The organism is uncultured Williamsia sp., assembly GCF_947494875.1.
GTDB lineage: Bacteria > Actinomycetota > Actinomycetes > Mycobacteriales > Mycobacteriaceae > Williamsia_A.
This window is the reverse complement of the sequence record NZ_CANLWM010000005.1, coordinates 60,934-86,273: the sequence shown is the minus strand read 5'-3', so window position 1 is coordinate 86,273 and position 25,340 is coordinate 60,934. Positions and strand designations below refer to the sequence as shown.

Annotated in this window: 20 protein-coding genes and 1 tRNA gene; 6 read left to right on the top strand and 15 right to left on the bottom strand. The window is 70.0% G+C overall.

Annotated features, from left to right (window positions below):
* Positions 1–55: 55 nt before the first annotated feature.
* The 5 genes from sthA to Q1A98_RS12725 all read right to left on the bottom strand — a co-directional run bounded on the left by sthA (position 56) and on the right by Q1A98_RS12725 (position 4,521).
* Positions 56–1,486, bottom strand: a complete 1,431-nt coding sequence (gene sthA, locus Q1A98_RS12745) for a Si-specific NAD(P)(+) transhydrogenase (protein WP_299574653.1) — start codon at positions 1,484–1,486, stop codon at positions 56–58.
* A gap of 44 nt (positions 1,487–1,530) precedes the next feature.
* Positions 1,531–2,445: a PE-PPE domain-containing protein gene (locus Q1A98_RS12740; RefSeq protein ID WP_299574023.1), complete on the bottom strand. Its 915-nt coding sequence runs from the start codon at positions 2,443–2,445 to the stop codon at positions 1,531–1,533.
* A 68-nt stretch (positions 2,446–2,513) separates the two neighbouring features.
* Entirely contained in the window at positions 2,514–3,308 is a 795-nt protein-coding gene (locus Q1A98_RS12735; RefSeq protein ID WP_299574020.1) for a DNA-formamidopyrimidine glycosylase family protein, read from the bottom strand.
* A gap of 25 nt (positions 3,309–3,333) precedes the next feature.
* Entirely contained in the window at positions 3,334–3,807 is a 474-nt protein-coding gene (locus tag Q1A98_RS12730) for a ribose-5-phosphate isomerase (RefSeq protein ID WP_299574018.1), read from the bottom strand.
* A gap of 69 nt (positions 3,808–3,876) precedes the next feature.
* Positions 3,877–4,521, bottom strand: coding sequence for a DsbA family protein (locus Q1A98_RS12725; RefSeq protein ID WP_299574016.1), 645 nt, complete (start codon positions 4,519–4,521; stop codon positions 3,877–3,879).
* Between the two features lie 163 nt (positions 4,522–4,684).
* On the opposite strand from Q1A98_RS12725, the gene pepN reads away from it, so the two are divergent.
* Positions 4,685–7,261: an aminopeptidase N gene (gene pepN, locus Q1A98_RS12720; RefSeq protein ID WP_299574013.1), complete on the top strand. Its 2,577-nt coding sequence runs from the start codon at positions 4,685–4,687 to the stop codon at positions 7,259–7,261.
* Positions 7,262–7,326: 65 nt separating this feature from the next.
* Here the strand turns inward: pepN and Q1A98_RS12715 are convergent, their stop codons facing one another.
* The 3 genes from Q1A98_RS12715 to Q1A98_RS12705 form a co-directional block, all read right to left on the bottom strand.
* Positions 7,327–7,800, bottom strand: coding sequence for a DUF5130 family protein (locus Q1A98_RS12715; RefSeq protein ID WP_299574011.1), 474 nt, complete (start codon positions 7,798–7,800; stop codon positions 7,327–7,329).
* Entirely contained in the window at positions 7,787–8,041 is a 255-nt protein-coding gene (locus Q1A98_RS12710; protein ID WP_299574009.1) for a hypothetical protein, read from the bottom strand. The genes Q1A98_RS12715 and Q1A98_RS12710 overlap by 14 nt, the downstream gene beginning before the upstream one ends.
* A 118-nt stretch (positions 8,042–8,159) precedes the next feature.
* Complete coding sequence (locus Q1A98_RS12705; protein ID WP_299574007.1) at positions 8,160–8,804, bottom strand: HNH endonuclease; 645 nt, start codon at positions 8,802–8,804, stop codon at positions 8,160–8,162.
* Between the two features lie 198 nt (positions 8,805–9,002).
* On the opposite strand from Q1A98_RS12705, the gene Q1A98_RS12700 reads away from it, so the two are divergent.
* Together Q1A98_RS12700 and Q1A98_RS12695 are read left to right on the top strand one after the other, a co-directional pair.
* Positions 9,003–9,398, top strand: coding sequence for a globin (locus Q1A98_RS12700; RefSeq protein WP_299574005.1), 396 nt, complete (start codon positions 9,003–9,005; stop codon positions 9,396–9,398).
* 136 nt (positions 9,399–9,534) lie between these two features.
* Positions 9,535–11,178: a glycoside hydrolase family 13 protein gene (locus Q1A98_RS12695; RefSeq protein WP_299574004.1), complete on the top strand. Its 1,644-nt coding sequence runs from the start codon at positions 9,535–9,537 to the stop codon at positions 11,176–11,178.
* Positions 11,179–11,513: 335 nt separating this feature from the next.
* On the opposite strand, the gene Q1A98_RS12690 is transcribed toward Q1A98_RS12695, so the two are convergent.
* The 5 genes from Q1A98_RS12690 to Q1A98_RS12670 all read right to left on the bottom strand — a co-directional run bounded on the left by Q1A98_RS12690 (position 11,514) and on the right by Q1A98_RS12670 (position 21,234).
* Positions 11,514–12,230, bottom strand: a complete 717-nt coding sequence (locus tag Q1A98_RS12690) for a hypothetical protein (protein WP_299574002.1) — start codon at positions 12,228–12,230, stop codon at positions 11,514–11,516.
* A complete protein-coding gene (locus Q1A98_RS12685; protein WP_299574000.1) occupies positions 12,227–12,679 on the bottom strand; it encodes a thioesterase family protein in 453 nt (150 codons plus the stop codon). The genes Q1A98_RS12690 and Q1A98_RS12685 overlap by 4 nt, the downstream gene beginning before the upstream one ends.
* Positions 12,676–17,349, bottom strand: a complete 4,674-nt coding sequence (locus tag Q1A98_RS12680; RefSeq protein ID WP_299573998.1) for an NAD-glutamate dehydrogenase domain-containing protein — start codon at positions 17,347–17,349, stop codon at positions 12,676–12,678. Before Q1A98_RS12680 ends, Q1A98_RS12685 begins: the two co-directional genes overlap by 4 nt.
* A gap of 4 nt (positions 17,350–17,353) precedes the next feature.
* Complete coding sequence (ettA, locus tag Q1A98_RS12675) at positions 17,354–19,027, bottom strand: energy-dependent translational throttle protein EttA (protein WP_299573996.1); 1,674 nt, start codon at positions 19,025–19,027, stop codon at positions 17,354–17,356.
* Positions 19,028–19,194: 167 nt separating this feature from the next.
* On the bottom strand, positions 19,195–21,234 hold the full coding sequence (locus Q1A98_RS12670; protein ID WP_299573993.1) for a cytochrome c oxidase assembly protein: 2,040 nt from the start codon (positions 21,232–21,234) through the stop codon (positions 19,195–19,197).
* Between the two features lie 134 nt (positions 21,235–21,368).
* On the opposite strand from Q1A98_RS12670, the gene Q1A98_RS12665 reads away from it, so the two are divergent.
* Positions 21,369–21,442 (top strand) — tRNA-Arg (locus Q1A98_RS12665).
* Positions 21,443–21,450: 8 nt separating this feature from the next.
* Here the strand turns inward: Q1A98_RS12665 and Q1A98_RS12660 are convergent.
* Together Q1A98_RS12660 and Q1A98_RS12655 are read right to left on the bottom strand one after the other, a co-directional pair.
* Entirely contained in the window at positions 21,451–22,047 is a 597-nt protein-coding gene (locus Q1A98_RS12660) for a DUF1707 domain-containing protein (protein ID WP_299573991.1), read from the bottom strand.
* 50 nt (positions 22,048–22,097) lie between these two features.
* Positions 22,098–22,637, bottom strand: coding sequence for a DinB family protein (locus tag Q1A98_RS12655; RefSeq protein ID WP_299573989.1), 540 nt, complete (start codon positions 22,635–22,637; stop codon positions 22,098–22,100).
* 81 nt (positions 22,638–22,718) lie between these two features.
* Between Q1A98_RS12655 and Q1A98_RS12650 the strand changes: the two genes are divergently transcribed.
* Both Q1A98_RS12650 and Q1A98_RS12645 read left to right on the top strand, forming a co-directional pair.
* Positions 22,719–23,300, top strand: coding sequence for a PadR family transcriptional regulator (locus tag Q1A98_RS12650; RefSeq protein ID WP_299573987.1), 582 nt, complete (start codon positions 22,719–22,721; stop codon positions 23,298–23,300).
* The gene (locus Q1A98_RS12645; RefSeq protein WP_299573984.1) at positions 23,297–25,333 is read left to right on the top strand and encodes an NADPH-dependent 2,4-dienoyl-CoA reductase; all 2,037 of its coding nucleotides are present in this window, start codon (positions 23,297–23,299) and stop codon (positions 25,331–25,333) included. Before Q1A98_RS12650 ends, Q1A98_RS12645 begins: the two co-directional genes overlap by 4 nt.
* Positions 25,334–25,340 lie beyond the last annotated feature (7 nt).

Here is a 25,340-nt window from a genome sequence, read left to right as displayed (position 1 = left end):
AGGCGCGAGTACTCCCACATCCCCCGTCGGCCACCGGCCGGCGGGGGATGTGTCGTCAGACGCCCAGTTCGTGCGTCTCGGCGGAGCCGGTCACCCGGGAGATGGCGCGCATCTTGTTCACCGCGTCGAGCGCCGCGACCTTGTAGCCCTCGGCCAATGTCGGGTAGTTGAACACCGCGTCGACGAGGTAGTCGACCGTGCCGCCGCACCCCATGACGGTCTGGCCGATGTGGACGAGTTCCGCTGCGTTGCTGCCGAACACGTGGACGCCGAGCAACGTGCGGTCGTGGGCGTGGACGAGGAGTTTCAGCATGCCGTACGAGTCGCCCATGATCGCTCCTCGCGCGAGCTCGCGATACCGCGCCACCCCGACCTCGAACGGCACCGTGTCCTCGGTCAGCTCCTCCTCGGTCCGGCCGACGTAGGACACCTCGGGGATCGAGTAGATGCCGATCGGTTGAATCGACGTCCCGTTCCCGACGGGCTCGCCGAACGCGTGGTACGCCGCGCGGCGGCCCTGCTCCATCGACGTGGCGGCCAGGGCCGGGAACCCGATGACGTCGCCGACGGCGTAGATGTGGTCGACCGACGTGCGGTAGTGCTCGTCGACCGCCAGTCGGCCACGCGGGTCGGACTCGAGACCCGCTGCGACGACGTTCAACTCGTCGGTGACCCCCTGCCGCCCGGCGGAGTAGAGGACGGTGTCGGCGGGGATCTTCTTGCCCGACTCGAGGATGGTCAGCGTCCCGGCGGCGTGCCTCTCGACGGTCTGCACCGACTCGGAGAACCGGAACGTGACACCCCGCTCGCGGAGTTGGTACTGCAGCGCCTCGATGATCTCCCGGTCACAGAAGTCGAGCATCGTGTGGCGCTTCTCGACGACCGTCACCTTGGTGCCGAGCGCGGCGAACATCGAGGCGTACTCGATGCCGATGACACCGGCACCGACCACCACCATCGACTGCGGCACATGGTCCATCCCCAGGATCTGGTCCGAGTCGACGATGGTCGCGCCGTCGAAGTCGACCGTCGAGGGGCGTGCGGGGCGGGTGCCGACGGCGATCACGACGTGGTCGGCGGTCACCGTCTTCAGGTCACCGTCGGGTCCGGCGACCGCGATCTGGTGGTCGTCGACGAACGACGCGCTCCCGATGAGCAGCGCGACGCGGTTGCGCGCGAGCTGGCTCTGGACGACGTCGATCTCCTTGCCGATGACGTGATGTGTCCGGGCGGAGAGGTCCGAGACGGTGATGTCGGACTTCAGTCGGTAGGACTGGCCGTAGAGCTCCCGCTGGTTGAGGCCGGTCAGGTACATCACGGCCTCGCGCATTGTCTTCGACGGAACGGTGCCCGTGTTGGTGCACACGCCACCGACCATGTCGCGGCGCTCCACCACCGCCGCACGCTTGCCGAGTTTGGCCGCCGCGATGGCCGCCTTCTGGCCCGCCGGGCCAGATCCGATGACGACGAGGTCGTAGTGCTCCACCGGCACGCTCCACTGCTGGGTGGGGATCGCCGCCGGTCGGCGACCTACCCAGTGTCGCCCAGCACGGCCGGATCCGCGTGTCGGGCAGATGACATCGGCGGAAACGTGGGGGCCGTGTCGACGGCGACCGGGCCGAGGTGCGCGGTCGCGACGACCTGCAGCCAGGCGGCGAGGGCGGCGCAGCCGGTGAGGGCGGCGTCGTCGTCGCTGCGGTCGGTGGCGTAGGCGACGTGCCGGCCCCCCGTCGGGTTGCGCATCGCGACCGGCCCGATCCGCAGCGTGCCGGGCAGGTAGCCGCGGATCTCGCGGGCCGCGACCGCGAGTCGCCTGACGTCGCGACGCCACTGGGTCGGTCGGAACGACGTCGCGCGGGCGTTCTGGAGGGCGCCGGTCCGAACCGCGCGCAGCATCATCGTCACCCAGGCACCGGGGTGGGTCGTCGTCAGCGTGCGTGTGAGATCGGCGATGTCGCGGACGAGGGAGTCCGGACTGGCGTTGCAGATGACGTCGTCACGGTCGCCGATCCACATGGTCGGGACGTCGGGCAGCGGTCTGCCCGGTCCCGCGACACCGTAGCCGTCGCATCCGCGGACGCATCCCGCCGGCTGGTGGGGATCGGCCACCAGACCGATCGCCTCAGGGATCCGAGAAGGATTGTCGGCGAGCATCTCTCGGATCACGACGCACCCCTGCGAGTAGCCGATGACCGCCCATGGACCGTCGATGTCCTCGACTGCACCCCGCAACGACGCGACGCCGGCGGCGACGCTGTCGGCGAAACTCGGCCCGTCGGGCACGGGCACGGGTCCATAACTCGCGGGGTACGCGACCCATCGGGCGTCGAAGCGCGGATCGAGGTCGTCGACGACACACCGCAGCAGGCCGCGCACCGGCACCGTCGGGTCGGCGGGTGTCGCCTCGCCTGTGCCGCCCACCACGAGGAGCGTGATCCTCTTCATGACCACCATGGTGCGCGCCGAACGTGAGAGAACGTCAAGAACACCCTGGCGAACCGGTGAGCGCTGCGTCAGTCGGGCTGGCAGGTGGGGCACCAGAACAGGTTCCGGCCCTCCATCACCTCGGCGAGGATGGTGGTCCCGCAGATGCGGCACGGTTCGCCGCGACGCCGGTAGACGTAGCTGCGCGGCCGGCCCCGGAGACCGCGGGGGCCGTGGTCGTCCTGCGGGCGGATGGTGATGATCTTGCCCTTGCGGACCCCGACGGCCATGAGGTCGACGATGTCGTCCCACATGTCCTGCCAGACGGATTCGTCGACGTCGGTGCCGGGACGCATCGGATGCACGCTGTGCCGGAACAGCACCTCTGCGCGGTAGACGTTGCCGACGCCCGCGATCACCTTCTGGTCCATGAGCATGGACCCCAGGGCGCGCTTGGATCGGTGGATGCGCGCGTAGGCGCGGTCCGGGTCGGCATCCGACCGCAGCGGGTCGGGACCCAGGCGCGCGACGAGGGCGTCCAGATCGGCCGGGGTGAAGTACTCGCAGGCGGTGGGTCCGCGCAGATCGACTCCGCGCGTGTCGCTCTCGATACGCATCCGGACCTGCCCGACGGGTGGGTCCATCGGCGCGGGCACGTCGCTGAACTTCCCGTAGAGGCCGAGGTGGACGTGCACCATGTCGCCGGAGGCGTATTCGTGGATCAGGTGTTTGCCCCACGCCTGCGCGCGGGCGAATGTCTGACCGTCGAGACGTTCCGCCTCGGCGACGAACCGGCCCTGCGGGCTCGACACCCGCACAGGCGTGTTGCGGAATCGCCGGGTGTGCAGGCGGGCGAGACGGTGGACGGTGTGCCCCTCGGGCATCGGTCCTCCTCTCCCCCGCCGCCGATCAGCTCTCGGGGATCGCGGGGGCTTCGTGGGTGGTCTCGTACTCGGCCAGGATGTCGATGCGGCGCTGGTGACGCGGCTCCTCCGACCACGGCGTGGCGAGGAACGCGTCGACGATGGCCAGCGCCTCCTCGCTCGTGTGCATCCGACCGCCGATCCCCATGAGCTGAGCGTTGTTGTGCTGCCGGGCGAGCTGCGCCGTCTCGACGCTCCACGCCAGCGCGCACCGGGCGCCGGGGACCTTGTTCGCGGCGATCTGCTCACCGTTGCCGCTGCCACCGAGGACGATCCCGAGGCTGCCCGGGTCGGCGACGGTGCGCTGCGCGGCGGCGATGCAGAAGGCCGGGTAGTCGTCGGCCGCGTCGAACACGTGTGCGCCGCAGTCGACCACGTCGTGGCCGTTCGAGCGCAGGTGGTCGGCGATGGTGTTCTTCAGGTCGAAGCCGGCGTGGTCGGCACCCAGGTAGACGCGCATGGCGACCAGCATGACAGGTGCCCCGCGGACCGCGACCGCCTGGTCAGCGGCCCGCCGGGCGGCACCGGCTCAGTCGAACTGCGGGTCCTCGTCGCGGCTGCGCTTGAGCTCGAAGAAGTGCGGGTAGCTCGCCAGGGCCACAGCCCCGTCCCACACCTTCCCGGCGTCCTCGCCGCGCGGGATCCGCGAGAGCACCGGCCCGAAGAAGGCCAGGCCGTTGATGTGGATGGTCGGTGTGCCGACGTCGTCGCCGACCTTGTCCATGCCCTCGTGGTGGCTCGTGCGGATCGCCTCGTCGTACTGGTCGGAGTCCGCGGCCGACGCGAGGTCCGTGGGCAGTCCGGCGTCGGCGAGCGACGCCGCGATGGCGGCGTCGAAATCGGAGACACCGCGGTTGTGGATCTGGGTGCCCATCGCGGTGTACAGCGGGTCGAGCACCTCGTGGCCGTGCGCCTCCACCGCGGCCTGCAGTACACGCACGGGCCGCCACGCGTCCTTGAGCTTCTCGGCGTACTCGGCGGGGATGTCCTTGCCCTCGTTGAGGACGGCCAGGCTCATGATGTGGAAGGCGACGTCGATGTCGCGGACCTTCTCGACCTCGAGGATCCAGCGCGAGGTGATCCAGCACCAGGGGCACAGCGGGTCGAGCCAGAAGTCGACGCGGTCACGCGTCGACTCGCCCGTCGTGGACGGGGCGGTGTCGGTGGCGGTCATGGTGTCTCCTCGTCTGCGCACCGGGTGCGCCGTCGCGGGTCCTACAGGTCCATGGGGATACAACCGGAGTCGGCCGTCGGCATTCCCCACGGTGCCCCCCGCTCGTCGACGCCGGTGATGGGGTAAGTGTGAACCACCACCGACCGCTCGAAGGGGATCTGACGTGACCGCACCCAATCTCACCCGCGACGCCGCCGTCGAGCGCGCCCAGACGGTCACCGTGACCGGCTACACCGTCGATCTCGACCTCACCGACGGCTCCGGCGCACCGGGTGAGCGGACGTTCACGTCGACCTCGACGATCACGTTCGACGCCACCGCCGGGGCGTCGACCTTCGTCGACATAGTCGCGGACAGCATCACCTCGGCGACCCTCAACGGGTCGTCGCTCGACGTCTCCGACTACTCGGCCGAGGATGGGATCACGCTCCCCGACCTCGCCGAGCAGAACGAGCTCACCGTGGTCGCGCAGTGCCTCTACTCGAACACCGGTGAGGGCCTGCACCGGTTCGTCGACCCGTCCGACGACGCGGTGTACCTGTACTCGCAGTTCGAGACCGCCGACGCCAAGCGCATGTTCGCCTGCTTCGACCAGCCGGATCTCAAGTCCACCTTCGCCCTCACCGTCACCGCGCCGCAGGACTGGCAGGTGATCTCGAACGCGGCCGAGGACGAGACCCTCGCCGCGGAACCCGGTGTGCACCGCTTCCGACCGACCGAGCCCCTCAGCACGTACCTCGTCGCACTCGTCGCCGGCCCGTACGCGCGGTGGGAGGACGTCTACTCCGACGACGACGTCACCATCCCGCTCGGCGTCTACTGCCGCGCCTCCCTCGCCGACCACATGGACCCCGAGCGCCTGTTCACCGAGACCAAGCAGGGATTCGCGTTCTACCACCGCAACTTCGGGACGCCCTACCCGTTCGGCAAGTACGACCAGCTGTTCGTCCCGGAGTTCAACGCCGGCGCGATGGAGAACGCCGGCGCCGTCACCTATCTCGAGGACTACGTGTTCCGGTCGAAGGTGACCAAGGCCCTCTACGAGCGCCGCGCCGAGACCGTGCTGCACGAGATGGCCCACATGTGGTTCGGCGACCTGGTCACCATGCGGTGGTGGGATGACCTGTGGCTCAACGAGTCCTTCGCCACGTTCGCGTCGGTGCTCTGCCAGGCCGAGGCGACCGAGTACGCCAGCGCGTGGACCACGTTCGCCACCGTCGACAAGTCGTGGGCGTACCGCCAGGACCAGCTCCCCTCCACCCATCCGGTCGCGGCCGACATCCCCGACATCGCCGCGGTGGAGGTCAACTTCGACGGGATCACCTACGCCAAGGGCGCTTCCGTCCTCAAGCAGCTCGTCGCCTACGTCGGGCTCGAGGACTTCCTGGCCGGGCTGCGTGACTACTTCACCGCGCACCGGTTCGGCAACGCCACGTTCACCGACCTCGTCGGCGCGTTGGAGCGGTCGTCGGGCCGCGACCTGTCGGACTGGGGCGACCAGTGGCTGCGCACCACCGGGATCAACGGTCTGCGACCGGAGTTCACCGTCGACGACGACGGCGCGTTCAAATCGTTCACCGTGGTGCAGACAGGTGCCGAGCCGGGCGCGGGCGAGACGCGGATGCACCGCTTCGCGATCGGCGTCTACGACGACGAGGACGGGAAGCTGGTCCGCACCCACCGTGTCGAGCTCGACGTCGAGGGCGAACGCACGGATGTGCCCGCCCTCGTCGGCGTCGCCCGCGGCGCGATGGTCCTGCTCAACGACGACGACCTGACCTACTGCACCATCGGTTTCGACGACGACTCCTGGCGGGTCGCCACCGATCGGATCGCCGACATCACCGAGTCGCTGCCACGCACCCTGGTGTGGTCCGCCGCGTGGGAGCGCACCCGTGACGCCCAGATGCGACCGCGCGACTTCGTGGACCTGGTGCTGCGCGGAGTCGGGGCCGAGACGGAGATCGCGGTGCTGCAGCGCGTGCTGATGCAGGCGCAGACAGCCGTCGACCGCTACGCGGACCCGGAGTGGGCGGTGCAGACGGGGTGGCCGTCGTTCGCCGGACGCATGCTCGAACTCGCCCGCGCGGCCGAGCCCGCCTCGGACCACCAGTTGGCCTTCGTCGGCGCTCTTCTGGGCGGCCTCGTCACCGACGACGTCGTCGAGGTGCTGCGCGCACTGCTCGACGGCGACGACCCGCAGACGGTGGGGCTGCCGGGCCTCGTCGTCGACACCGACCTGCGCTGGTCGATCGTCACTGCGCTCTCCACTGCGGGCGCGGTGGACAGCGATCCCGCGAGCACCCCCGTCATCGACGAGGAGGCCCGTCGGGACAACACCGCGGCCGGCGCCCGGAAGGCGGAGACCGCCCGTGCGGCACGGCCTCTCGCCGAGGCGAAGGAGCACGCGTGGCAGCGGGTCGTCGAGGACGACTCCCTGTCGAACACGGTGGGCCGCGCGGTCATCGCGGGCTTCGCCCGACCCGGCCAGGAGCACCTGCTGGAGCCTTACGTCGAGAAGTACTTCGCGGCGGTCGGCGACGTGTGGCGACGCCGTTCCAGCGAGGTCGCGCAGAGCGTGGTCGTCGGGCTCTACCCGCAGTGGGCCATCGACGACGACGCACTGGCACGGGCCGACGAGTTCCTCGCGGGTGATCACCCGCCCGCGCTGCGCCGGCTCGTCCTCGAGGGCCGCGACACCGTCGCGCGGTCACTGCGGATCCGTCGCGCCGACCGGTGAGACAGACGTGAACGCGACCGGCGCCCGACCATGTGGTCGGGCGCCGGTGGCGTGTCAGAGATGAGTCAGGACCGGGCGACCGCCGTCGCCATGACACGCAGGGCGGCGATCAGCCCGTCGATGAGGTCGTTCTCGCGGAACCCGGCGATCGCGGCGGTGACACCGAGCTGGGCGACACGGTCGTTGATGCGGTCCGAGACCTCGCGGCCCGACAGGACGACGACGTCCTTGGTGTTGGGTGAGACCGCGACCAGGGCGGCGTGCTCGGGCTCGGGCACCTGCGGCAGGATCTCCCCCGCCTTGTTCACCGGGTCGCCGCCGAGGTCGCCGATGTAGATCGAGAACCGCACGTTCGCGAGTTCCGTGGCGTTCGACAGGGCCTCGTCGAGCGCGACGAGTTCGTCACGCGCGAACGGCGGCGTCTCCGCGACGGACCCGGGGGTGCGGGCCGCCGAGATGCGACCGCTGGTGGTGACGACGTGGCCCAGCGGCAGCGCGTCGGGATCGGTCACGACCGGCTTGATGTCACCACTTGCCATGTGCGGAACCTCCGGTCAGCTCGTCGGTGGACGGCTCGTGATGCGCCGGCGGGGCGACCGGCGCGACGTCGACCGCGCTGAACAGCAGCGGCTCGCGGTCCCACTCCTTGTCCAGGGTGTAGCGGACGGCGGGCTTGTGCCCCGACCCGAAGGCCCACGCCATGGACAGGACGCACAGGATGACCGCGATGATGCAGATGATCGTCACGGGCAGCCCGATTGCGATGATGAGATCTTCCATCAGCCTCGAGACCCTTCTCCGGGAGTGTTCGGAGAGAACTTATCCGAACCGCGACCCCGTGGCCCAGCCGGGTACGACGCCGTGTCGTTGGCCGAGCCGGACGCCACCGACGGTCCGGTCAGGCGGCGCCGGCGTCGATGTACTGCGACCACGACGGGTCGATCTCCTTGACCGTCGCCAGCAGGCGCCAATGGCGTCCCTTGGGTGGCGTGAGCGCGGTGCGGAGGGTCCAGCCCAGTTCCGAGAGCAGCCGGTCGGCCTTCTTGTGGTTGCACGAGGCGCAGCACGCGACGCAGTTCTCCCAGTTGTGGGCACCGCCCCGGCTGCGGGGGACGACATGGTCGATCGTGTCGGCCTTGGCGCCGCAGTACCCGCAGCGGAATCGGTCGCGGTGCATGAGCGCGGCGCGGGTCATCGGGATCTTGGCGCGGTACGGCACCCGGACGTAGGTCCGCAGGCGGATCACCGACGGCACCGGCATCGAGACGTCGGCGGAGTGGATGTGCGGGCCGCGCTCGTCGGTGTGGACGACGTCGGCCCGTTCACGCAGCACCAGGACGACGGCGCGACGGATGGATATCGCGGTCAACGGCTCGTAGGTGGCGTTGAGCAGCAGGACCCGGTGCTTCCCCCAGACCGCGCCCCCGCGACCGACGTCGGCCCGCTGCGGGGCGTCGGGGGTGGAGACGGTCTCGGTCTGATGGCGTGCGGGGCCGACGAGGGGGGTCACGACCTCCGACTGCTGCGACCGCGTGCGCGCCATCCGTCCTCCGAGCGTCCGAGGGTGACGATGCCCTCGCCCGCACCAGTGCACCACGTTCGACGCCCCTGCGCATCGCTTTATGTGCGGGGACACGCTGTCGGGACGGTGACGGCGGGTGTCCGTCCGGTGACCTACCGGTGGCCGTCGGGCGACGTGGCCGACGACCGCGCCGGGGAGCCGATGCGGGACACTGGTGGGGTGACAGAGGCCAGCGAGACGTTCTACGACGCGGTCGGCGGGGCCGACACCTTCGCCGACCTCACCCGGCGCTTCTACGCCGAGGTGTCCCGCGACGAGATCCTCCGCCCGCTGTACCCCGAGAACGACCTGGAGGGAGCCGAGCGGCGGCTGCGGATGTTCCTCGAGCAGTACTGGGGAGGTCCGCGCACCTACTCCGACGAACGCGGCCACCCGCGCCTGCGGATGCGGCACCAGCCGTTCCGCATCGGCGTGATGGAACGGGACGCCTGGCTGCGCTGCATGCACACCGCGATCGCGTCGATCGGGGACGACCGCCTCGACGCCGAGCACCGCCGAGCCCTCGTCGACTACATGGAGATGGCGGCACAGTCGATGGTGAACAGCCCACTCTGATCTCGGGCGTCCACGAAGGGCGCCAAAACGTAACGCGCACAGACGATGAGGCGCACGACATCCCGCGGGGCATGCTGTGAGTGACACCACGCCGAACAGGTGCGGACACCCGGCCGATTGCGACAGGTGAGGCAAGATGGGCGTCGTGAACGACCAGTCACCGGATGCCTCCGCCACCGGCGGATCCCCGGACAGCCCCGACACGACCGCCGCGTGGTGGTCGGATGCGGTCTTCTATCAGATCTATCCGCGTTCCTTCTCCGACAGCGACGGTGACGGTGTCGGCGATCTGCCGGGCGTGGTGGACAAGCTCGGTTACCTCGAACTGCTGGGCGTCGACGCCCTGTGGATCAGCCCGGTCATGCGCTCCCCCATGGCAGACCACGGCTACGACGTCTCCGACCCCCGCGACATCGACCCGCTGTTCGGTGGGATCGCTGCCCTCGACGCCCTGATCGAGGAGGCCCACGCGCGCGACATCAAGGTCACGATGGACCTGGTGCCCAACCACACCAGCGACCGACACCCCTGGTTCGTCGAGGCGCTCGCAGCCGCCCCCGGCAGTCGCGAACGGGAGCGCTACATCTTCCGCGACGGGCGCGGGGAGAACGGCGACGAGCCGCCCAACAACTGGCCGAGCATCTTCGGTGGGCCGGCCTGGACGCGGGTCACCGAACCCGACGGCACCCCCGGCCAGTGGTACCTGCACATCTTCGCCGCCGAACAACCCGACCTGAACTGGGAGAACGACGAGGTCTTCGAGGATCTCGCCACCACGCTGCGGTTCTGGCTGGACCGCGGCGTCGACGGGTTCCGCATCGACGTCGCGCACGGGATGGCCAAGCCGCCGGGTCTGCCCGACATGCCGGAGGAACTCCAGACCGGCCTGCTCATCAACGACGACGACGACCCGCGGTTCAACAACCCGGGGGTCCACTCGATCCACCGGCGTATCCGTGCCGTAATGGACGAGTACCCCGACGCCGTCACCGTCGGCGAGATCTGGGTGCGCGACAACACGCGGTTCGCCGAGTACGTCCGTCCCGACGAGCTGCATCTCGGTTTCAACTTCCGTCTCGCCGAGGCCGAGTTCACGGCCGACTCGGTGCGCGACGCGATCGAGAACTCACTCGAGGCGGTCGACTCCGTGCGGGGCGTGCCCACCTGGACGCTGTCCAACCACGACGTCGAGCGCGAGGTCAGCCGCTACGCCGAGGGGACGACCGAGGCGGTCGGGCGGGATCGCGCGCGGGCGATGGTGCTCGTCGAGCTCGCACTGCCGGGCGCGGTGTTCCTCTACAACGGCTCCGAGCTGGGGATGCCCAACGTCGACCTGCCCGACTCGGCGCTGCAGGATCCCGTCTGGGAGCGGTCGGGACACACCAACCGGGGCCGTGACGGCTGCCGGATCCCCGTGCCGTGGAGCGGTGACACGCCGCCGTACGGGTTCAGCGAATCGCCTGACACCTGGCTGCCCATGCCCGAGGGGTGGGGCGGGCTCACCGCGGAGGCCCAGCTCGAGGACGTCGACTCGACGTTGTCGCTGCACCGTCTCGCCATCGAACTGCGGCGCACCCGGCCGGAGTTCGCCGGCGAGGAGGTCGAGTGGTACGGCGCGCCTCCCGGATGCCTGGCCTTCCGTCGAGCGGAAGGTCGGCTGGTCTGCGCGCTGAACACCACCGACGGCCCCGTCGGGCTGCCCGGCGGCGAGGTGCTGCTCTCCAGCGCGCCGCTCGTCGACGGCCGCCTGCCCGCCAACGCCGCTGCCTGGCTCGTCTGAGGACACCCGCGTCCGACCTGACCCCGAAGGCAACCGCCTCACACCGCCGACCGTGCAGCAGATCCCGCCGACCGGGCAGAAACTGCTCGCCGAGTGGGCCGATACAGCTCGCCGAGTGGGCCACAACTCGCCCTCGACCGTGCACACAGACGACGCCGACCGTGCAGTCGATCCCGTCGAACGTGCAGTACTGACGGCGGGTGGGTGTCGCCCGCACAGGCGACACGATCAGCCGCACGATGGGCGGGATCTTCCGCACGCTCGGCGGGATCTTCTGCACGCTCGGCGGGGTGTTTCGGCCCGGTCGGCGGGGAGTTTCGGCCCGGTCGGCGGGGTCAGATCGGGGTGAGCGCGATCGACGGCGCGCGGCGGAAGCAGACCGATCCGAAGCGCGCGTCCAGACGTGCCCACGTCGACGTGGCCCGAACTCGGACGGGCTCGTCGGCGTCGATCGCGTGAAGGGGGGTCGTCGCGGTCACCATCCGGCCCGCACCGTCGATGACGAACCCCATGGCGGTCACCGCGAACACCGCCCGCATCGGCACCTCGACGCCGCCGGACCCCGACCCCGCGCCGCTCACGTCGAGCACGGTCTGATCCAGGAGCGACGGCGGCGGACCCTGCGGCCCGCCCTCGGTGCGGGCCACCTCGGCGCCGTCGCGTGACAGCCCGACGACGGTCCGCGCGGGGACGTCGTCGACGTGGACGAACCCGGTGTCGGGCGGCAGTGCCCCGCCCTCCCAGGCGCTCGGGATCGAGAACCCGGGATCGATCCGGGCGGGTCCCGCCGGGCCGTCGAGCGGTGACTGCGGCGCCGACGGCGTGCGCAGCGCGGTCTGCAGTGTCGACACGTCGACGACGATGTCCGGGTCGTCGACACCGATCCGCACAGATCGGGTCGCGAGGACGTCGAACGGGGTGCGCACCCACACCCCGACAGCCCCGTCGGGTCGTCGGCGGATGCGGATGACGGCCGTGTCGTCGAGCACTCGGGCGCGAGACACGAACGCCGACAGGTCATATCGGTCGGCGAGGTCGGGCAGGTCGATCATCGACCCCGACCTCCGGGGACCTTCGCGTCGGGCCGGAGGAATCCCCGCAGGTACTCCTTCTCCGCGTCGTCCATGCGGCGAGGCGCCTGAGCGTCGACATCGAACGCGACCAACTGTGTCGCGGCGACGACGGCGGGCTTGACGGTCGACTCCTCGTCGCGGCGTCGGACCTCGTAGCCGACGGTGAAGTCCACCGCACGGACCGCGGTGGTGAACATCGTGACCTGAAGCGGCGTGTCCTCGTGACGGATCTGTCCCTGGTAGCGGACGTGTAGATCGGCCACGAGACACCCCAGACGCATCTCCCGCGTCGGCCGACCCGGCTCGAACAGCCACGGGATACGCGCCTCCTCGAGCAGCGTCACCATCCGCGCGTGGTTGACGTGGGCGAACACGTCCATGTCCGACCAGCGGACCGGAACCGCGGCGGTGAACCCCGGCGCGCTCATCGGATCATGCTCCGTAGCGCCCGCGCCGCCACCGACAGCGTCGCGAGGTCGTGGTGGCCGGAGGCGTCGATCTCCTCCAGCGTCGCCTGCGCTCGCGTCAACCGGGTGGCGGTGTGCATCCGCCACTCTTCGATCTTCTCGGTCGCGCTCTCGTCGGGCTCGCCGAGCTCCAGCACGGTGAGCGTGATGGACCGCATCACGGCGAAGAGGTCGTCGCGCAGGGCGAGGCGCGCCAACGACTGCCAGCGGTCGCCCGAGTCGAGACCGGACACGGCCGTGAGCAGTTGCTCCACGCCGAGGTACTCCATCACCGCGAAGTACAGTTCGCCGACCTCCCGCTCGTCGCGGTCGGCGATCTCGGCGGCGTCGACGATGTCGAGCAGGCAGAACCGGTGCAGGCACCCCGCGGCCGCCTCGAGGACGCTGCCGGTGACGCCGGCATCGGCGAGTTCGGCCCGCACGGTGTCGACCTCGCGTCGCGACCGGTCCTCGAGCCACCCGTCGACCAGCGGGAGGAGGTCCGTCACGCGCTGCGCGTAGCGGGTGACCTCCGCGGACACCGCCAACGGCTGCGGACGCGTCGCCAGCAGCCACCGCGACGCCCGGAACAGCAGACGACGCCAGCGGATCACCATCGCGTCGACGGCCACGGCGGGTGCCTGGGCACCGACGATGTCCTCCCAGAGCTCGTCGAGGCGGAAGATCTCCGACGCCACCACGAACGCCCGCACGGCGTCGGTCTCCGACGCCCCCGAACCCTCCGTCAGAGAGAAGACGTGCTCGGGCCCCGCGCAGTCGACGACGTCGTTGACGAGCGTGGTGGAGACGATCTCCCGACGCAGTCGATGCCGACGGATCCCGTCGGCGAACCGATCCCGCAGCGGCATCGGGAAGTAGCGGACGAGTCGCTGCTCGAACACGTCGTTGTCGGGCAGATCGCCCTGCAGCAGTTCGGACTTCACCGCGAGCTTCACGTGCGCCATCGTGGTGGCGAGCTCCGGTGAGGTCAGCCCGACGCGGTCACGGTCGGGCCCGCGACGGGCCAGGCTGCGTGCGGTCGGGAGCACCTCGAGTTCGAGGTCGACGCCGTGGTCACGTGCCAGGTGCCGCAGCAGCCGGACGTGTACCTCGGCCATGGCCGCACTCTGCGACCGTGCGATGCCCAGCGCGGTGTTCTGGGCGATGTTGTCGCTCAACACCAGTCGCGCGACCTCGTCGGTCATCGACGCGAGCAGCGTGTTCCGTTCGGACCCGTCGAGGTCGCCCGCGGCGACGGCGGCGTCGAGCAGGATCTTGATGTTGACCTCGTGGTCGGAGCAGTCGACACCCGCGGAGTTGTCCAGGGCGTCGCTGTTGATCCGTCCGCCGTGCAGGTCGAACTCGACGCGACCGCGCTCGGTGACGCCGAGGTTGCCGCCCTCCCCGATCACCCGCGCCCGCACCTGCGGCGCATCGACACGGATCGCGTCGTTCGCCTTGTCGCCGACGTCGGCGTGGCTCTCGGTCGACGCCTTCACGTACGTCCCGATGCCCCCGTTCCACAGCAGATCAACCGGGGCACAGAGGATCGCGGTGATGAGCTCGGGCGGGCTGAGCGCGGTCACGCCGTCGTCGATGCCGAGCGCGGCACGCATCTGCGGACTCACCGGGATGGACTTCGTCTCGCGCGACCACACGCCCCCGCCCTCGGAGATGGTGTCGGTGTCGTAGTCGGCCCAGGACGAGCGCGGCATCGCGAACAGCCGTCGCCGCTGCTCCGTGGCCGCCGCCCGGTCGGGTGTCGGGTCGACGAAGACGTGGCGGTGGTCGAAGGCGGCGACGAGCCCGATGTGTTCAGAGAGCAGCATGCCGTTGCCGAACACGTCACCGCTCATGTCCCCGACACCGACGACGGTGAAGTCGTCGGTGTCGACGTCGAGGTCGAGTTCGAGGAAGTGCCGTCGGACCGACTCCCACGCGCCGCGAGCGGTGATGCCCATCGCCTTGTGGTCGTAGCCCACCGACCCACCGGAGGCGAACGCGTCGCCCAACCAGAACCCGTGGTCGGCGGCCACCTCGTTCGCGATGTCGGAGAACGCGGCGGTCCCCTTGTCGGCCGCGACCACGAGGTAGGTGTCGTCCCCGTCGCGACGGACGAGTCCCGGTGCGGGCCGGACACTCCCGTCGGGTGCGACGTCGTCGGTGAGGTCGAGCAGCGCGGAGATGAACTCGCGGTAGCAGGCCACGCCGGCGGCACGGGTCGCCTCGCGTTCGGTGCCTGCGTCACCGGTCGGGACGGGCGGCCGGCGGACGACGAACCCGCCCTTGGCGCCGACCGGGACGATGACGGCGTTCTTCACCGCCTGCGCCTTCACCAGCCCGAGGATCTCGGTTCGGAAGTCCTCGCTACGGTCCGACCACCGGATCCCGCCGCGGGCCACGGCGCCGAATCGCAGGTGCACGCCTTCGACCCGCGGTGAGTAGACGTAGATCTCACGGTGTGGGCGTGGCTGCGGCGCCTGCGGGATCTGGTCCGGGAGCAGCTTGATCGCCAACGAGCGTCGCAGCACGCCCTCGGTGAAGAAGTTGGTGCGCACGGTCGCGCGGACGAGGTCGACGAAGGCGGACACGATCCGGTCGGAGTCGAGGCTCATCACGTCACCCGACAGCCGTTCCACCAGCTCCAGCGCGGCGTCCCGTGCCTGCTCGTCGGCGCGAACGGGATGGAACGACGTCTCGACGACGTCGATGAGCGCCTCGGCCAGCTGCGCGTGGTCGCCGAGGACCGACGCGATCCGTCGTGTGCTGTAGGCGAATCCGCACTGACGGAGGTAGTTCGCGTACGCGCGCAGCATGACGATCGACCGCCAGTCCAGGCGCGTCCGGATCACCAGCTCGTTGAACTCGTCGACCTCGGCGATCCCCGACCACAGGTGGGAGAACGCGTCGGTGAACCGGTGACCGAGGTCGTCCGCGACGTTCGCCGACACGGTGATCCCGCCGGCGGGCTGCAGCGTGAACTCGTAGATCCAGCAGTCGATCCCGTCCGGGCGGGTCACCGCAAGCGGCTGTTCGTCGAGCACCTCGACGCCCAGGCTCTGGATCATGGGCAGTACCGCGGTCAACGACGCCGACCGACCGCACAGGTACAGGTCGAAGGTCCAGCGGTGTGCGATGTCGGCGTGGCGGGCCAGTCGGACGTCGAACCCACCCGGCTCGAGCGACGAGAGCACCGCGGCGTCGGCCAGCGCCGTGTACGGGTCGCGCTGGTCCTTGTACGCCTGTGACAGGACGGCCGCGTAGGCCGCGGCGGTGGACTCGTCGAGCTCGGCGTCGCCGGATGTGGCTGTCGCGCACAGTTGTTCGTCCCAGCTGCGAGCGGCGTCCGCGAGGTCGGACTGAATCGCGGACCGCAGGTCGCCGTCGAGATCGGTGACGGTCCCCGGTGGGGCGGGTTCGACGCCCGCGACGACCTCGGTCCGCATGAGCACATGGATCGCTGCGAGCGGTGCGTCGGTGATGCGGGCCGAGTACTCGGCGTCGTGACCACCGATCCGCTGCGCGAGGTGCTCCTGCATCGTCGCGCGTAGGCGGGTCGTGTAGCGGTCGCGCGGCAGGTGGATCTGGGCGGACACGATCGCCGATCGCGGGTCGGCCCGCAGGAACACCCGCACCTCGCGGGCGGTCACCGCCTCCAGTGCGTCGTCGAGCTCATGCGCGAGGATCTCGGGATCCGCGGAGAACAGGTCGGTGCGGGGGTGGTTCTGCAGCAGCTCGATCATCGTCGCGCCGGAGTAGGAGTCGGCGTCGGTCCCGGCGTGGCGCAGGGTGGCGGCCACCACCTCTCGCACGACGGGGACGGTGGTCACGTCCGCGGTGACACCTGCGGTGGAGAACACCCCGACGACGGCCACCCTCGCTGCCGGCGCGACGATGTCCACGACCGTCGGGTACGCGGTGCGGTGCACGCCGGCGGGCAGGTGCATGCGCCCGACGGAGACGCCGACGTCGTCGACGAACGGCGGGCGTGGCAGCGCGTCGTCGGTGAAGACGCCCAGGCCGCGCATCCAGTCCTGGTCGTCGCGTCCCGCCGTCACGATCCCGATCGGCTGGAAGTTCCTGTCGCGCAGCCACCTCAGCAACTCGCGATGTTCGCCCTCGAGCGCGGTCGCCGCCTCGTCGATCGCCGCACCCATCGCGGCGGAGTCCGCGTGCACGGCGACCACGCGGGCGATCACCGCGTCGACCGCGCTGCGCAGGTCGTCGGCGTCGTCCGGACCGGCGCCGTGGACCTCGAGGCAGATCCACGACTCCCGCATCCCGGGGGCCTCGATCGATCCGTCGTCCGTGGCCACGCCGGTGACGACGCCGGAGTCGTCGCGGTCCACCCGCAGGATGGGGTGATCGACGCGGTCGACGGTGAACCCGGCACGTTCGACGGCGCCGACCGCGGCCTCGACGAGCAGCGGCTGGTCGTCGACGACCGCGAGCACGGCGAGTCCCCCTCCGGGGATCTCGGCCGTGTCGACCACGACCTGTCCGGGCGACCGCGTCTGCGCCACCGCGAGGTGGACACGGACGCGGTCCGCGTCGAACCGGGTCGACGACTCCGCCCGCCGCGGTGCGCGCGCGTCGTAGCTGCGCGCGACGTCCGCGGGTGAGACCACCGACGACCCCGCCGCGCGGCTCACGCGATCAGTCCCGCGTCAGCTTGCGGTGGGTGACGGCGTGCGGACGGGCCGCGTCGGGTCCGAGACGCTCGACCTTGTTCTTCTCGTAGCCCTCGAAGTTGCCCTCGAACCAGAACCACTGTCCTTCGGACACGTTGCCCTCCCACGCAAGGATGTGGGTGCAGGTCCGGTCGAGGAACCAGCGGTCGTGCGAGATCACCACGGCGCAGCCGGGGAACGAGTCGAGCGCGTTCTCCAGCGACCCGAGGGTCTCGACGTCGAGGTCGTTGGTGGGCTCGTCGAGCAGGATCAGGTTGCCGCCCTCCTTGAGGGTCAGCGCGAGGTTCAGGCGGTTGCGCTCACCACCGGAGAGGACCTCGGCCTTCTTCTGCTGGTCGGGCCCCTTGAAACCGAATGCGCTCACGTACGCGCGCGACGGCATCTCGTTCTGGCCGACCTCGATGTAGTCGAGACCGTCGGAGACGACCTCCCACACGTTCTTCTTCGGGTCGATGTTCGCGCGGTTCTGGTCGACGTAGCTCAGCTTGACCGTGTCGCCGACGCGCACCGTGCCCGAATCCGGCTCCTCGAGACCGACGATGGTCTTGAACAGCGTGGTCTTGCCGACACCGTTGGGGCCGATCACACCGACGATCCCGTTGCGCGGCAACGTGAACGACAGGTCCTTGATGAGGACGCGGCCGTCGAAGCCCTTGTCGAGGTTCTTCACGTCGACCACGACGTCGCCCAGGCGCGGCGGCGTCGGGATCTGGATCTCCTCGAAGTCGAGCTTGCGCATCTTGTCGGCCTCGGCCGCCATCTCGTCGTAGCGGGCCAGACGCGCCTTGTTCTTCGTCTGCCGTGCCTTCGAGCCCGACCGCACCCACTCCAGCTCCTGCTTGAGGCGACGCTGCAGCTTCTGGTCCTTCTTGCCCTGCACCTCCAGGCGCTCGGCCTTCTTCTCGAGGTAGGTCGAGTAGTTGCCCTCGTAGGGGTGCAGCTTGCCGCGGTCGACCTCACAGATCCATCCGGCGACGTGGTCGAGGAAGTACCGGTCGTGCGTGACGGCCAGGACGGCGCCGGGGTAGCTCGCGAGGAACTGCTCGAGCCACAGGACGCTCTCGGCGTCGAGGTGGTTGGTCGGCTCGTCGAGCAGCAGCAGATCGGGGCTCGACAGCAGCAGGCGGCACAGCGCGACGCGACGCTTCTCACCACCGGACAGGTGGGTGACCGGCTCGTCGGCGGGCGGGCAGCGGAGCGCGTCCATCGCCTGTTCGAGTTGGGAGTCGAGGTCCCAGGCGTCGGCGTGGTCGAGCTTCTCCTGGAGCTGCCCCATCTCTTCCATGAGCTCGTCGGAGTAGTCGGTGGCGAGCTGCTCGGCGATCTCGTTGAAGCGGTCGAGATCCTTCTTGACCTGGCCCAGGCCGTCCTCGACGTTCTGGCGCACCGTCTTGGCCTCGTCGAGCTCCGGCTCCTGCATGAGGATGCCCACGGTGGCGTTCGGGTCGAGGAATGCCTCACCGTTCGACGGCTGGTCGATGCCGGCCATGATCTTCAGGATCGACGACTTGCCGGCACCGTTGGGGCCGACGACGCCGATCTTGGCGCCGGGGTAGAACGACATGGTGACGTCGTCGAGGATGACCTTGTCGCCGTGCGCCTTCCGCACCTTCTTCATGGTGTAGATGAATTCGGCCATGACTGTGTCCTTCCGTGCGCGGTGGTCGTGCTCGCGCGGTTGGTCGAGTGTCTGCCGTCGTCGGTGCGACCGGCGCGGTGCCGTCGGCGACGCGGGGTGCCGACGCGGCAGAGGTCGTCTCCAACCTTAGCGGTCGGGCCACGCCCGCCGGACGGGCCGCGGGTACCTCAGCGCTCGGCGTCGGAGCGGGTGTCGCCGGCGGCCCTGGGCGGTCCGGCAAGCCCGGCCAGCATGGCGTTGTACTCGGTCAGTTCGGCGTCGTGGTCGCGGTCCGCACGACGGTCGATGCGTCGGGCGATGCGCTGGTCGTGACGCGTCCACTGGATGAACAGCGCGATTAGCACGATCACCAGCGGCACCTCGCCGGCCGCCCAGGCGATGGCCCCGCCGGTGCGCTGGTCGGCCAGCAGGTCGGTGTTCCACGGCAGCGCCAGGCTACGGAACCACTGCTGGGCGATCACCGTGTTCTGCGACATCAGGATCACGCCGAAGAACGCGTGGAACGGCAGCGCGGCGAACACCATGGCCACCTTGATCAGGGGCTGCACCTGCCGCGGGGACGGGTCGATGCCGATGACCACCCAATAGAAGAGGTATCCGCTGAGCAGGAAGTGGATGTTCATCAGGATGTGCGCCGCGTGGTACGTCGCGACGGCGTCGAGCAACCCGCTGAAGTAGAGGACGTAGAAGCTGCCGACGAACTGCAGGAACGCGACCATCGGGTGCGTCAGGAACCGCGACACCGGGCTGTGGACCGCGGCCAGGATCCACTCGCGCGGTCCGGGCGGCGCGTCCGCGCCCGCCGGGGACAGGGCACGCAGGGCCAGCGTCACCGGGCCGCCCAGCACCATCAGCACCGGGATCAGCATCGACATCATCATGTGGGCGATCATGTGGACGCTGAACATGGCCGCGGAGTATGCGCCGAGCCCGGATGACGTCGTGAGCAGCAGCAACACCGCACCCAGGGTGAACGAGATGGTCCGTCCGACCGGCCAGTCGTCGCCGCGTCGGCGGAGGCGGACCACCCCGCGCAGATAGGTGACGCCCAGGACGATCGCGGCCAGTCCGAGGATCAGATCCGGCCGCCAGAACGTGGCGATGGTCTCGAGGGTGGGCTTGCCCGGCAGGTCGTAGCCGAGTTCGACGGCCTGCACCGAGATCGACGACGTGTCGCGGGCCGGCGGCGGCGTCCGAGCGAGGCCGACGGCGAGGCCGAACGTCGCGGCGAACACGCCCAGCTCCACCAGCGCGAAGCGGATGAAGGCACCGCGGTCGTCGGGGTCGGCGCTCAGCGCCGACACGGTCCGTCGTCGGTGGACCGCGCCGAGGCCACCGAGGACCACCAACGCGAGCACCTTGAGCACGATCACCTGCCCGTAGGTGGTGCTGAACAGCTCGTCGAGGTGCACACGGATCAGCGCGTTGACGACCCCGCTGACGCCGACGACGACGATGCACCACAGCGCGACACGCGAGAAACGTTGCACCGCGAGGGCGGCGTACCCGCCGCTCCCCCGGGCGTAGGCGAGCACGGCGAACAGCCCGCCCATCCACACCGACGCGCCGACGATGTGCAGGATCAGGCTGTTCGTCGCGAGATCGTGGTCGCCGCCGGCCGACGAGTGCCCGCTCAGCGCGAGGGGCATGAGGCTCAGGACCGCGATCGCCAGCGCGACCAGCGTGGTCCACCAGCGCAGCCCGACCCGGGCCACGATCGCCGCGACGACCGCGAAGATCGCCGTCCACATCCACGACCGTGCGTCGGCGACCTGGTCGAGGGCGTCGGCCCACCGGCCGGGCGACAGCGTCTCCGACAGCGGGAGTCCCGACACGTTGGAGAGCGAGAGCGGGATCATCACCACGGACGCGACGGCCCAGACGAGCGCCGAGACAGCGGTCCACCGCATCGCGCGGTAGCCGCCGACGTCGAGGACACCGTCACGTTGCGGCGGTACGAAGAACGCCGCGAACAGCGCGGACCCGACGGCGATCGCGGCCGCGATCTCCCCGATGCCCTGCACGGCCGCGATCCCGTACGTCGTGATCCATCCCGGGTCGGGGATGCCCAGCAGCTCGACGGCCGTCGAGGCCGACACCGCGGTCACGATGACCGCGACGGCGACGGTCCCCCACCCGACTGCCCACGCCACGGCCCCGGCCGCGCTGCGGCGCAGGTCGAGGGAGTCAGGTGCCAGAACGCTCATGACGTCGAGTTTATCCGCGCCCGTCGGGCCCTCCCGCGACGGCGATCGACGCACGCGACTGCGATCGCGGTCGCGGGAGTCGACCGGTGTCGCGACAGCGGGACCGCCACAGCGCACCGATACACTTGCCGCGCGCCTCCGTAGCTCAGGTGGATAGAGCAAGGGCCTTCTAATCCCTAGGTCGCAGGTTCGAGTCCTGCCGGGGGCACACCACCCTCACGCAGGGGACCTGCGGAGGGTCAGGCCTGACATCGCCGACATCGACCCGACGAGCTCGACGACCGGTCCTCCGGGGCGCGTCGGCTCCCCCGCCTTGTCCTTCAGGGTCGACCAGCCGCTGCGCACGAGACCGCCGGTTCGCACCTCGTGGTCGGGGCCGACGCGGACCTTCAGCGTCGAGGTCGACACCTGGAACTGCACGGTGACAACCGGCCCGGGGAAGACGGCATTGGTGAAGTCGAGGTCGACGGTGCCCATGGTCCCGGTGACGAGCACAGTCGACGGCGCGTCCCAGACTCCTTTGCGCCGCACCGTGTCCCAGTTGGCCTCCCACTCCACCGGCCTCGTGGGGGCAGGTGTCGCGGAGACGACGCCGGAGGCCGGCGCATCAGGGAACAACGCGCCCGTGATCGGCAGGTTCTCCAGAACCGCACGCAGATCGGAACGGGTGCGGGCGGAGTAGACCCGCTCGGAACGTTCCTCGAACTCGGCGATGTCGAGGTAGCCGGTCGAGAACGCGTCGTTCAGGTGCGCGATGGCGCGTTCGCGTTCCGGGTTCCCGACCCGGACCGCATCGTCGGGCAGTTCCGGCATGACGGCCAGCCTAGAGCCAACGGGCATATCGGGCATCGGCCGAACGATGGTCACTCCCCCACGCGACCGTCGATCGCCTCGCGGATGAGGTCGGCGTGGCCGTTGTGTCTCGCATACTCCTCGATCAGGTGCACCAGCAGCCATCGCACACTGACCAGAGCACCGTCACCCCGCGGCCGGAGGGCGATCCGCTCGGGACCGCCGTCCGCCAGCGCGGTGGTGATCGCGGCCTCGGCGGCGTCCACCGATCGACGCCACAGGGCCCAGAGCTCCTCCGGACTGTCCTGTGCGGCCGACTCCCAGTCCCAGTCCGGATCGGCCGACCAGTCGACATCGGCCCACGGCTGCGGCCACGGCTCGCCGACGAGGCGGAACAGCACCCACTGCGTCTCGACGAAGGCGAGGTGTTTGAGCATGCCGGCGAGCGTCATGGACGACGCGGCCACGGTGGTCGCGAGACCACGCGCGTCGAGTCCCTCGCACTTCCAGGCGAAGGTGGCGCGTTGGAAGGCCAGGAACGATCGCAGCGTCTCCACCTCGCCGGCGGCGACGGGCGGTTCGTCGCGACCGGGCACCTCGGGATCCGTCATGCCCGGCAGCCTAGGCAGCCGACCGCGAGCGGGCATATGCACCTAGTTGCACTGTGCGTGAGTGCGTATTAGCCTTCCGGCATGGCACTCGAGCACGCGATCATGGTGTCGCTCGCCGAGCGGCCCGGGACGGGCTACGAGATCAGCCGCCAGTTCGAGCGCTCCATCGGCTACTTCTGGTCCGCGACGCACCAGCAGATCTATCGCACCCTCAAGAAGCTGCACACCGACGGACTCGTCGACATGCAAGACGTGGCGCAGGAGGGCCGCCCGGACAAGAAGGTCTACACACTGTCCGCGGCGGGTCGAGACGCGTTGCGCGCGTGGGTCTCCGACCCCGCGCCGGTCCCCCGTCTGCGTGACGAACTCAGCGTCCGCCTCCGCGCGGCCGAACACGGCGATCTGCGCGATCTCGTCGCCGAGTTCCGTCGTCACCGCGACGCCCACATGGAGCGGCTGTCGCTGTATCGCCGGTTCGCCGACACCGATCTGACCCCCTCGACCGCCACCCGGGGGCGCCGCCTGCACCAGCGGCTCGTCCTCCAGGGCGGCATCCGCGTCGAGGAGGGGCTCGTCGACTGGTGCGACGAGGTCATCACCGCACTCGACGCCGAGATCTCCTCCGACGCCCCCGAGCCCATCACCACGACAGCGAAGGCATGACCGTGACCGACACGTACCCGAACCTGTTCCAGCCGTTGACGATCGGTGGGATGACCATCCGCAACCGCATCGTCATGGGGTCGATGCACACGGGGCTCGAGGAACGGTTCTTCGACGGCAAGCGCCTCGCGGCCTACTACGCGGAGCGGGCCCGGGGCGGTGTCGGGCTCATCATCACCGGCGGCATCGCGCCCACACGGACCGGTCTGCTGCTCCCGTTCGGCGCCAAGCTCACCAACCGGTTCGACGCGCGCCGCCACCGTCGCGCCACCGCGGCCGTGCACGCCGAGGGCGGACACATCGCGATGCAGATCCTGCACGCGGGCCGCTACGGGTACACACCGTTCAAGTGGTCGGTCGAATGGGAGAAGTCGCCGATCCACCCGTTCCGCCCCATCAAGATGACCGACGCGATGATCCGCCACGTCATCCGCTCCTACGGGCGCACCGCGGTCCTCGCCCGTGACGCCGGCTACGACGCCGTCGAGATCATGGGTGGCGAGGGCTACCTGCTCAACACCTTCCTGTGCCCGCGCACCAACCGACGCACCGACCGCTGGGGCGGCTCGACGGAGAACCGGCAGCGCATCGTCGTCGCGATCGTCGACGAGATCCGCTCGCGTGTCGGCGCCGACTACCCGATCATCATGCGGCAGTCGATCGCCGACCTCGTCGAGGGCGGGCAGACCTGGGACGAGATCGACCTGCTCGCAAGAACTCTCGAGGCGCACGGCGTGAGCGCCATCAACTCCGACATCGGGTGGCACGAGGCGAAGGTGCCCACCATCGCGACGTCGGTGCCGCGGGCGGCGTTCGTGCGCTTCACCGAGCGTCTGCGCGAGGAGGTGACCATCCCGCTGATCGCGTCCAACCGCATCAACACCCCCGAGGTGGCGGAGGAGGTCCTGAGCCGCGGTCGTGTGGATGCGGTGTCGATGGCCCGCCCGCTCCTGGCCGACCCGCACCTGCCGGCCAAGGCGCAGGCCGGGCGCGCCGACGAGATCAACACATGCATCGGCTGCAACCAGGCCTGCCTCGACCACGCCTTCGTCGGCAAGAAGGTCTCGTGCCTGGTCAACCCGCAGGCCGGCCGCGAGACCACTCTGGTCCTCTCCCCGACGCGTTCCGCTCGTCGGGTCGCGGTGATCGGTGCCGGACCCGCGGGTCTGTCCGCGGCCGTCTCCGCCGCCGAGCGCGGCCACCGCGTCACACTGTTCGACGCGGGCCCCGCCATCGGCGGCCAGTTCGCCATCGCCGCGCGGATCCCCGGCAAGGAGGAGTTCTCCGAGACCATCCGCTACTTCACGCGCCGTCTCGAGGTCCTCGGTGTCGCCGTGCATCTCGACACCCGTGCCGACGCGGAGCGCCTGGTCTCGGAGAAGTTCGACGACGTGGTCATCGCGACCGGTGTGACCCCGCGCGTGCCGCAGATCCCCGGCATCGACCACCCGTCGGTGATGACCTACGCCGAGGCCGTGCTCGGCGACCGTGAGATCGGCGACCGCGTCGCCGTGATCGGTGCCGGTGGCATCGGATTCGACCTGACCGAGTTCCTCACCGTCACCGACTCCCCCACGCTCGACGCGAAGGAATGGGACCAGGAGTGGGGTGTGACCGACGACCTCGACACCCCCGGATTCGTGACGAAGCCCCGGCCCACCGCGGCGGCCCGCACGGTGTACCTGGTGCAACGCAAGCCCGGATCGCAGGGCAAGTCGCTGGGCAAGACCACCGGCTGGGTGCACCGCGCGACGGTCAAGATGAAGGGAGTCGAGCAGATCTCCGGCGCCCGCTACGACCGCATCGACGACGACGGTGTGCACCTGAGCTTCCCCGACTCCGAGAAGGGGCCCCGCGTCCTCGAGGTCGACACCGTCGTCGTGTGCGCCGGCCAGGAGTCGGTCCGCGACCTCGTCGACCCGTTGACCGTCGCGGGTGTCGCCACGCACGTCATCGGTGGGGCGGACGTCGCGGCCGAGCTCGACGCGAAGCGCGCGATCCGTCAGGGCACCGAGGTCGCCGCGGCGCTGTAGGCCCCCG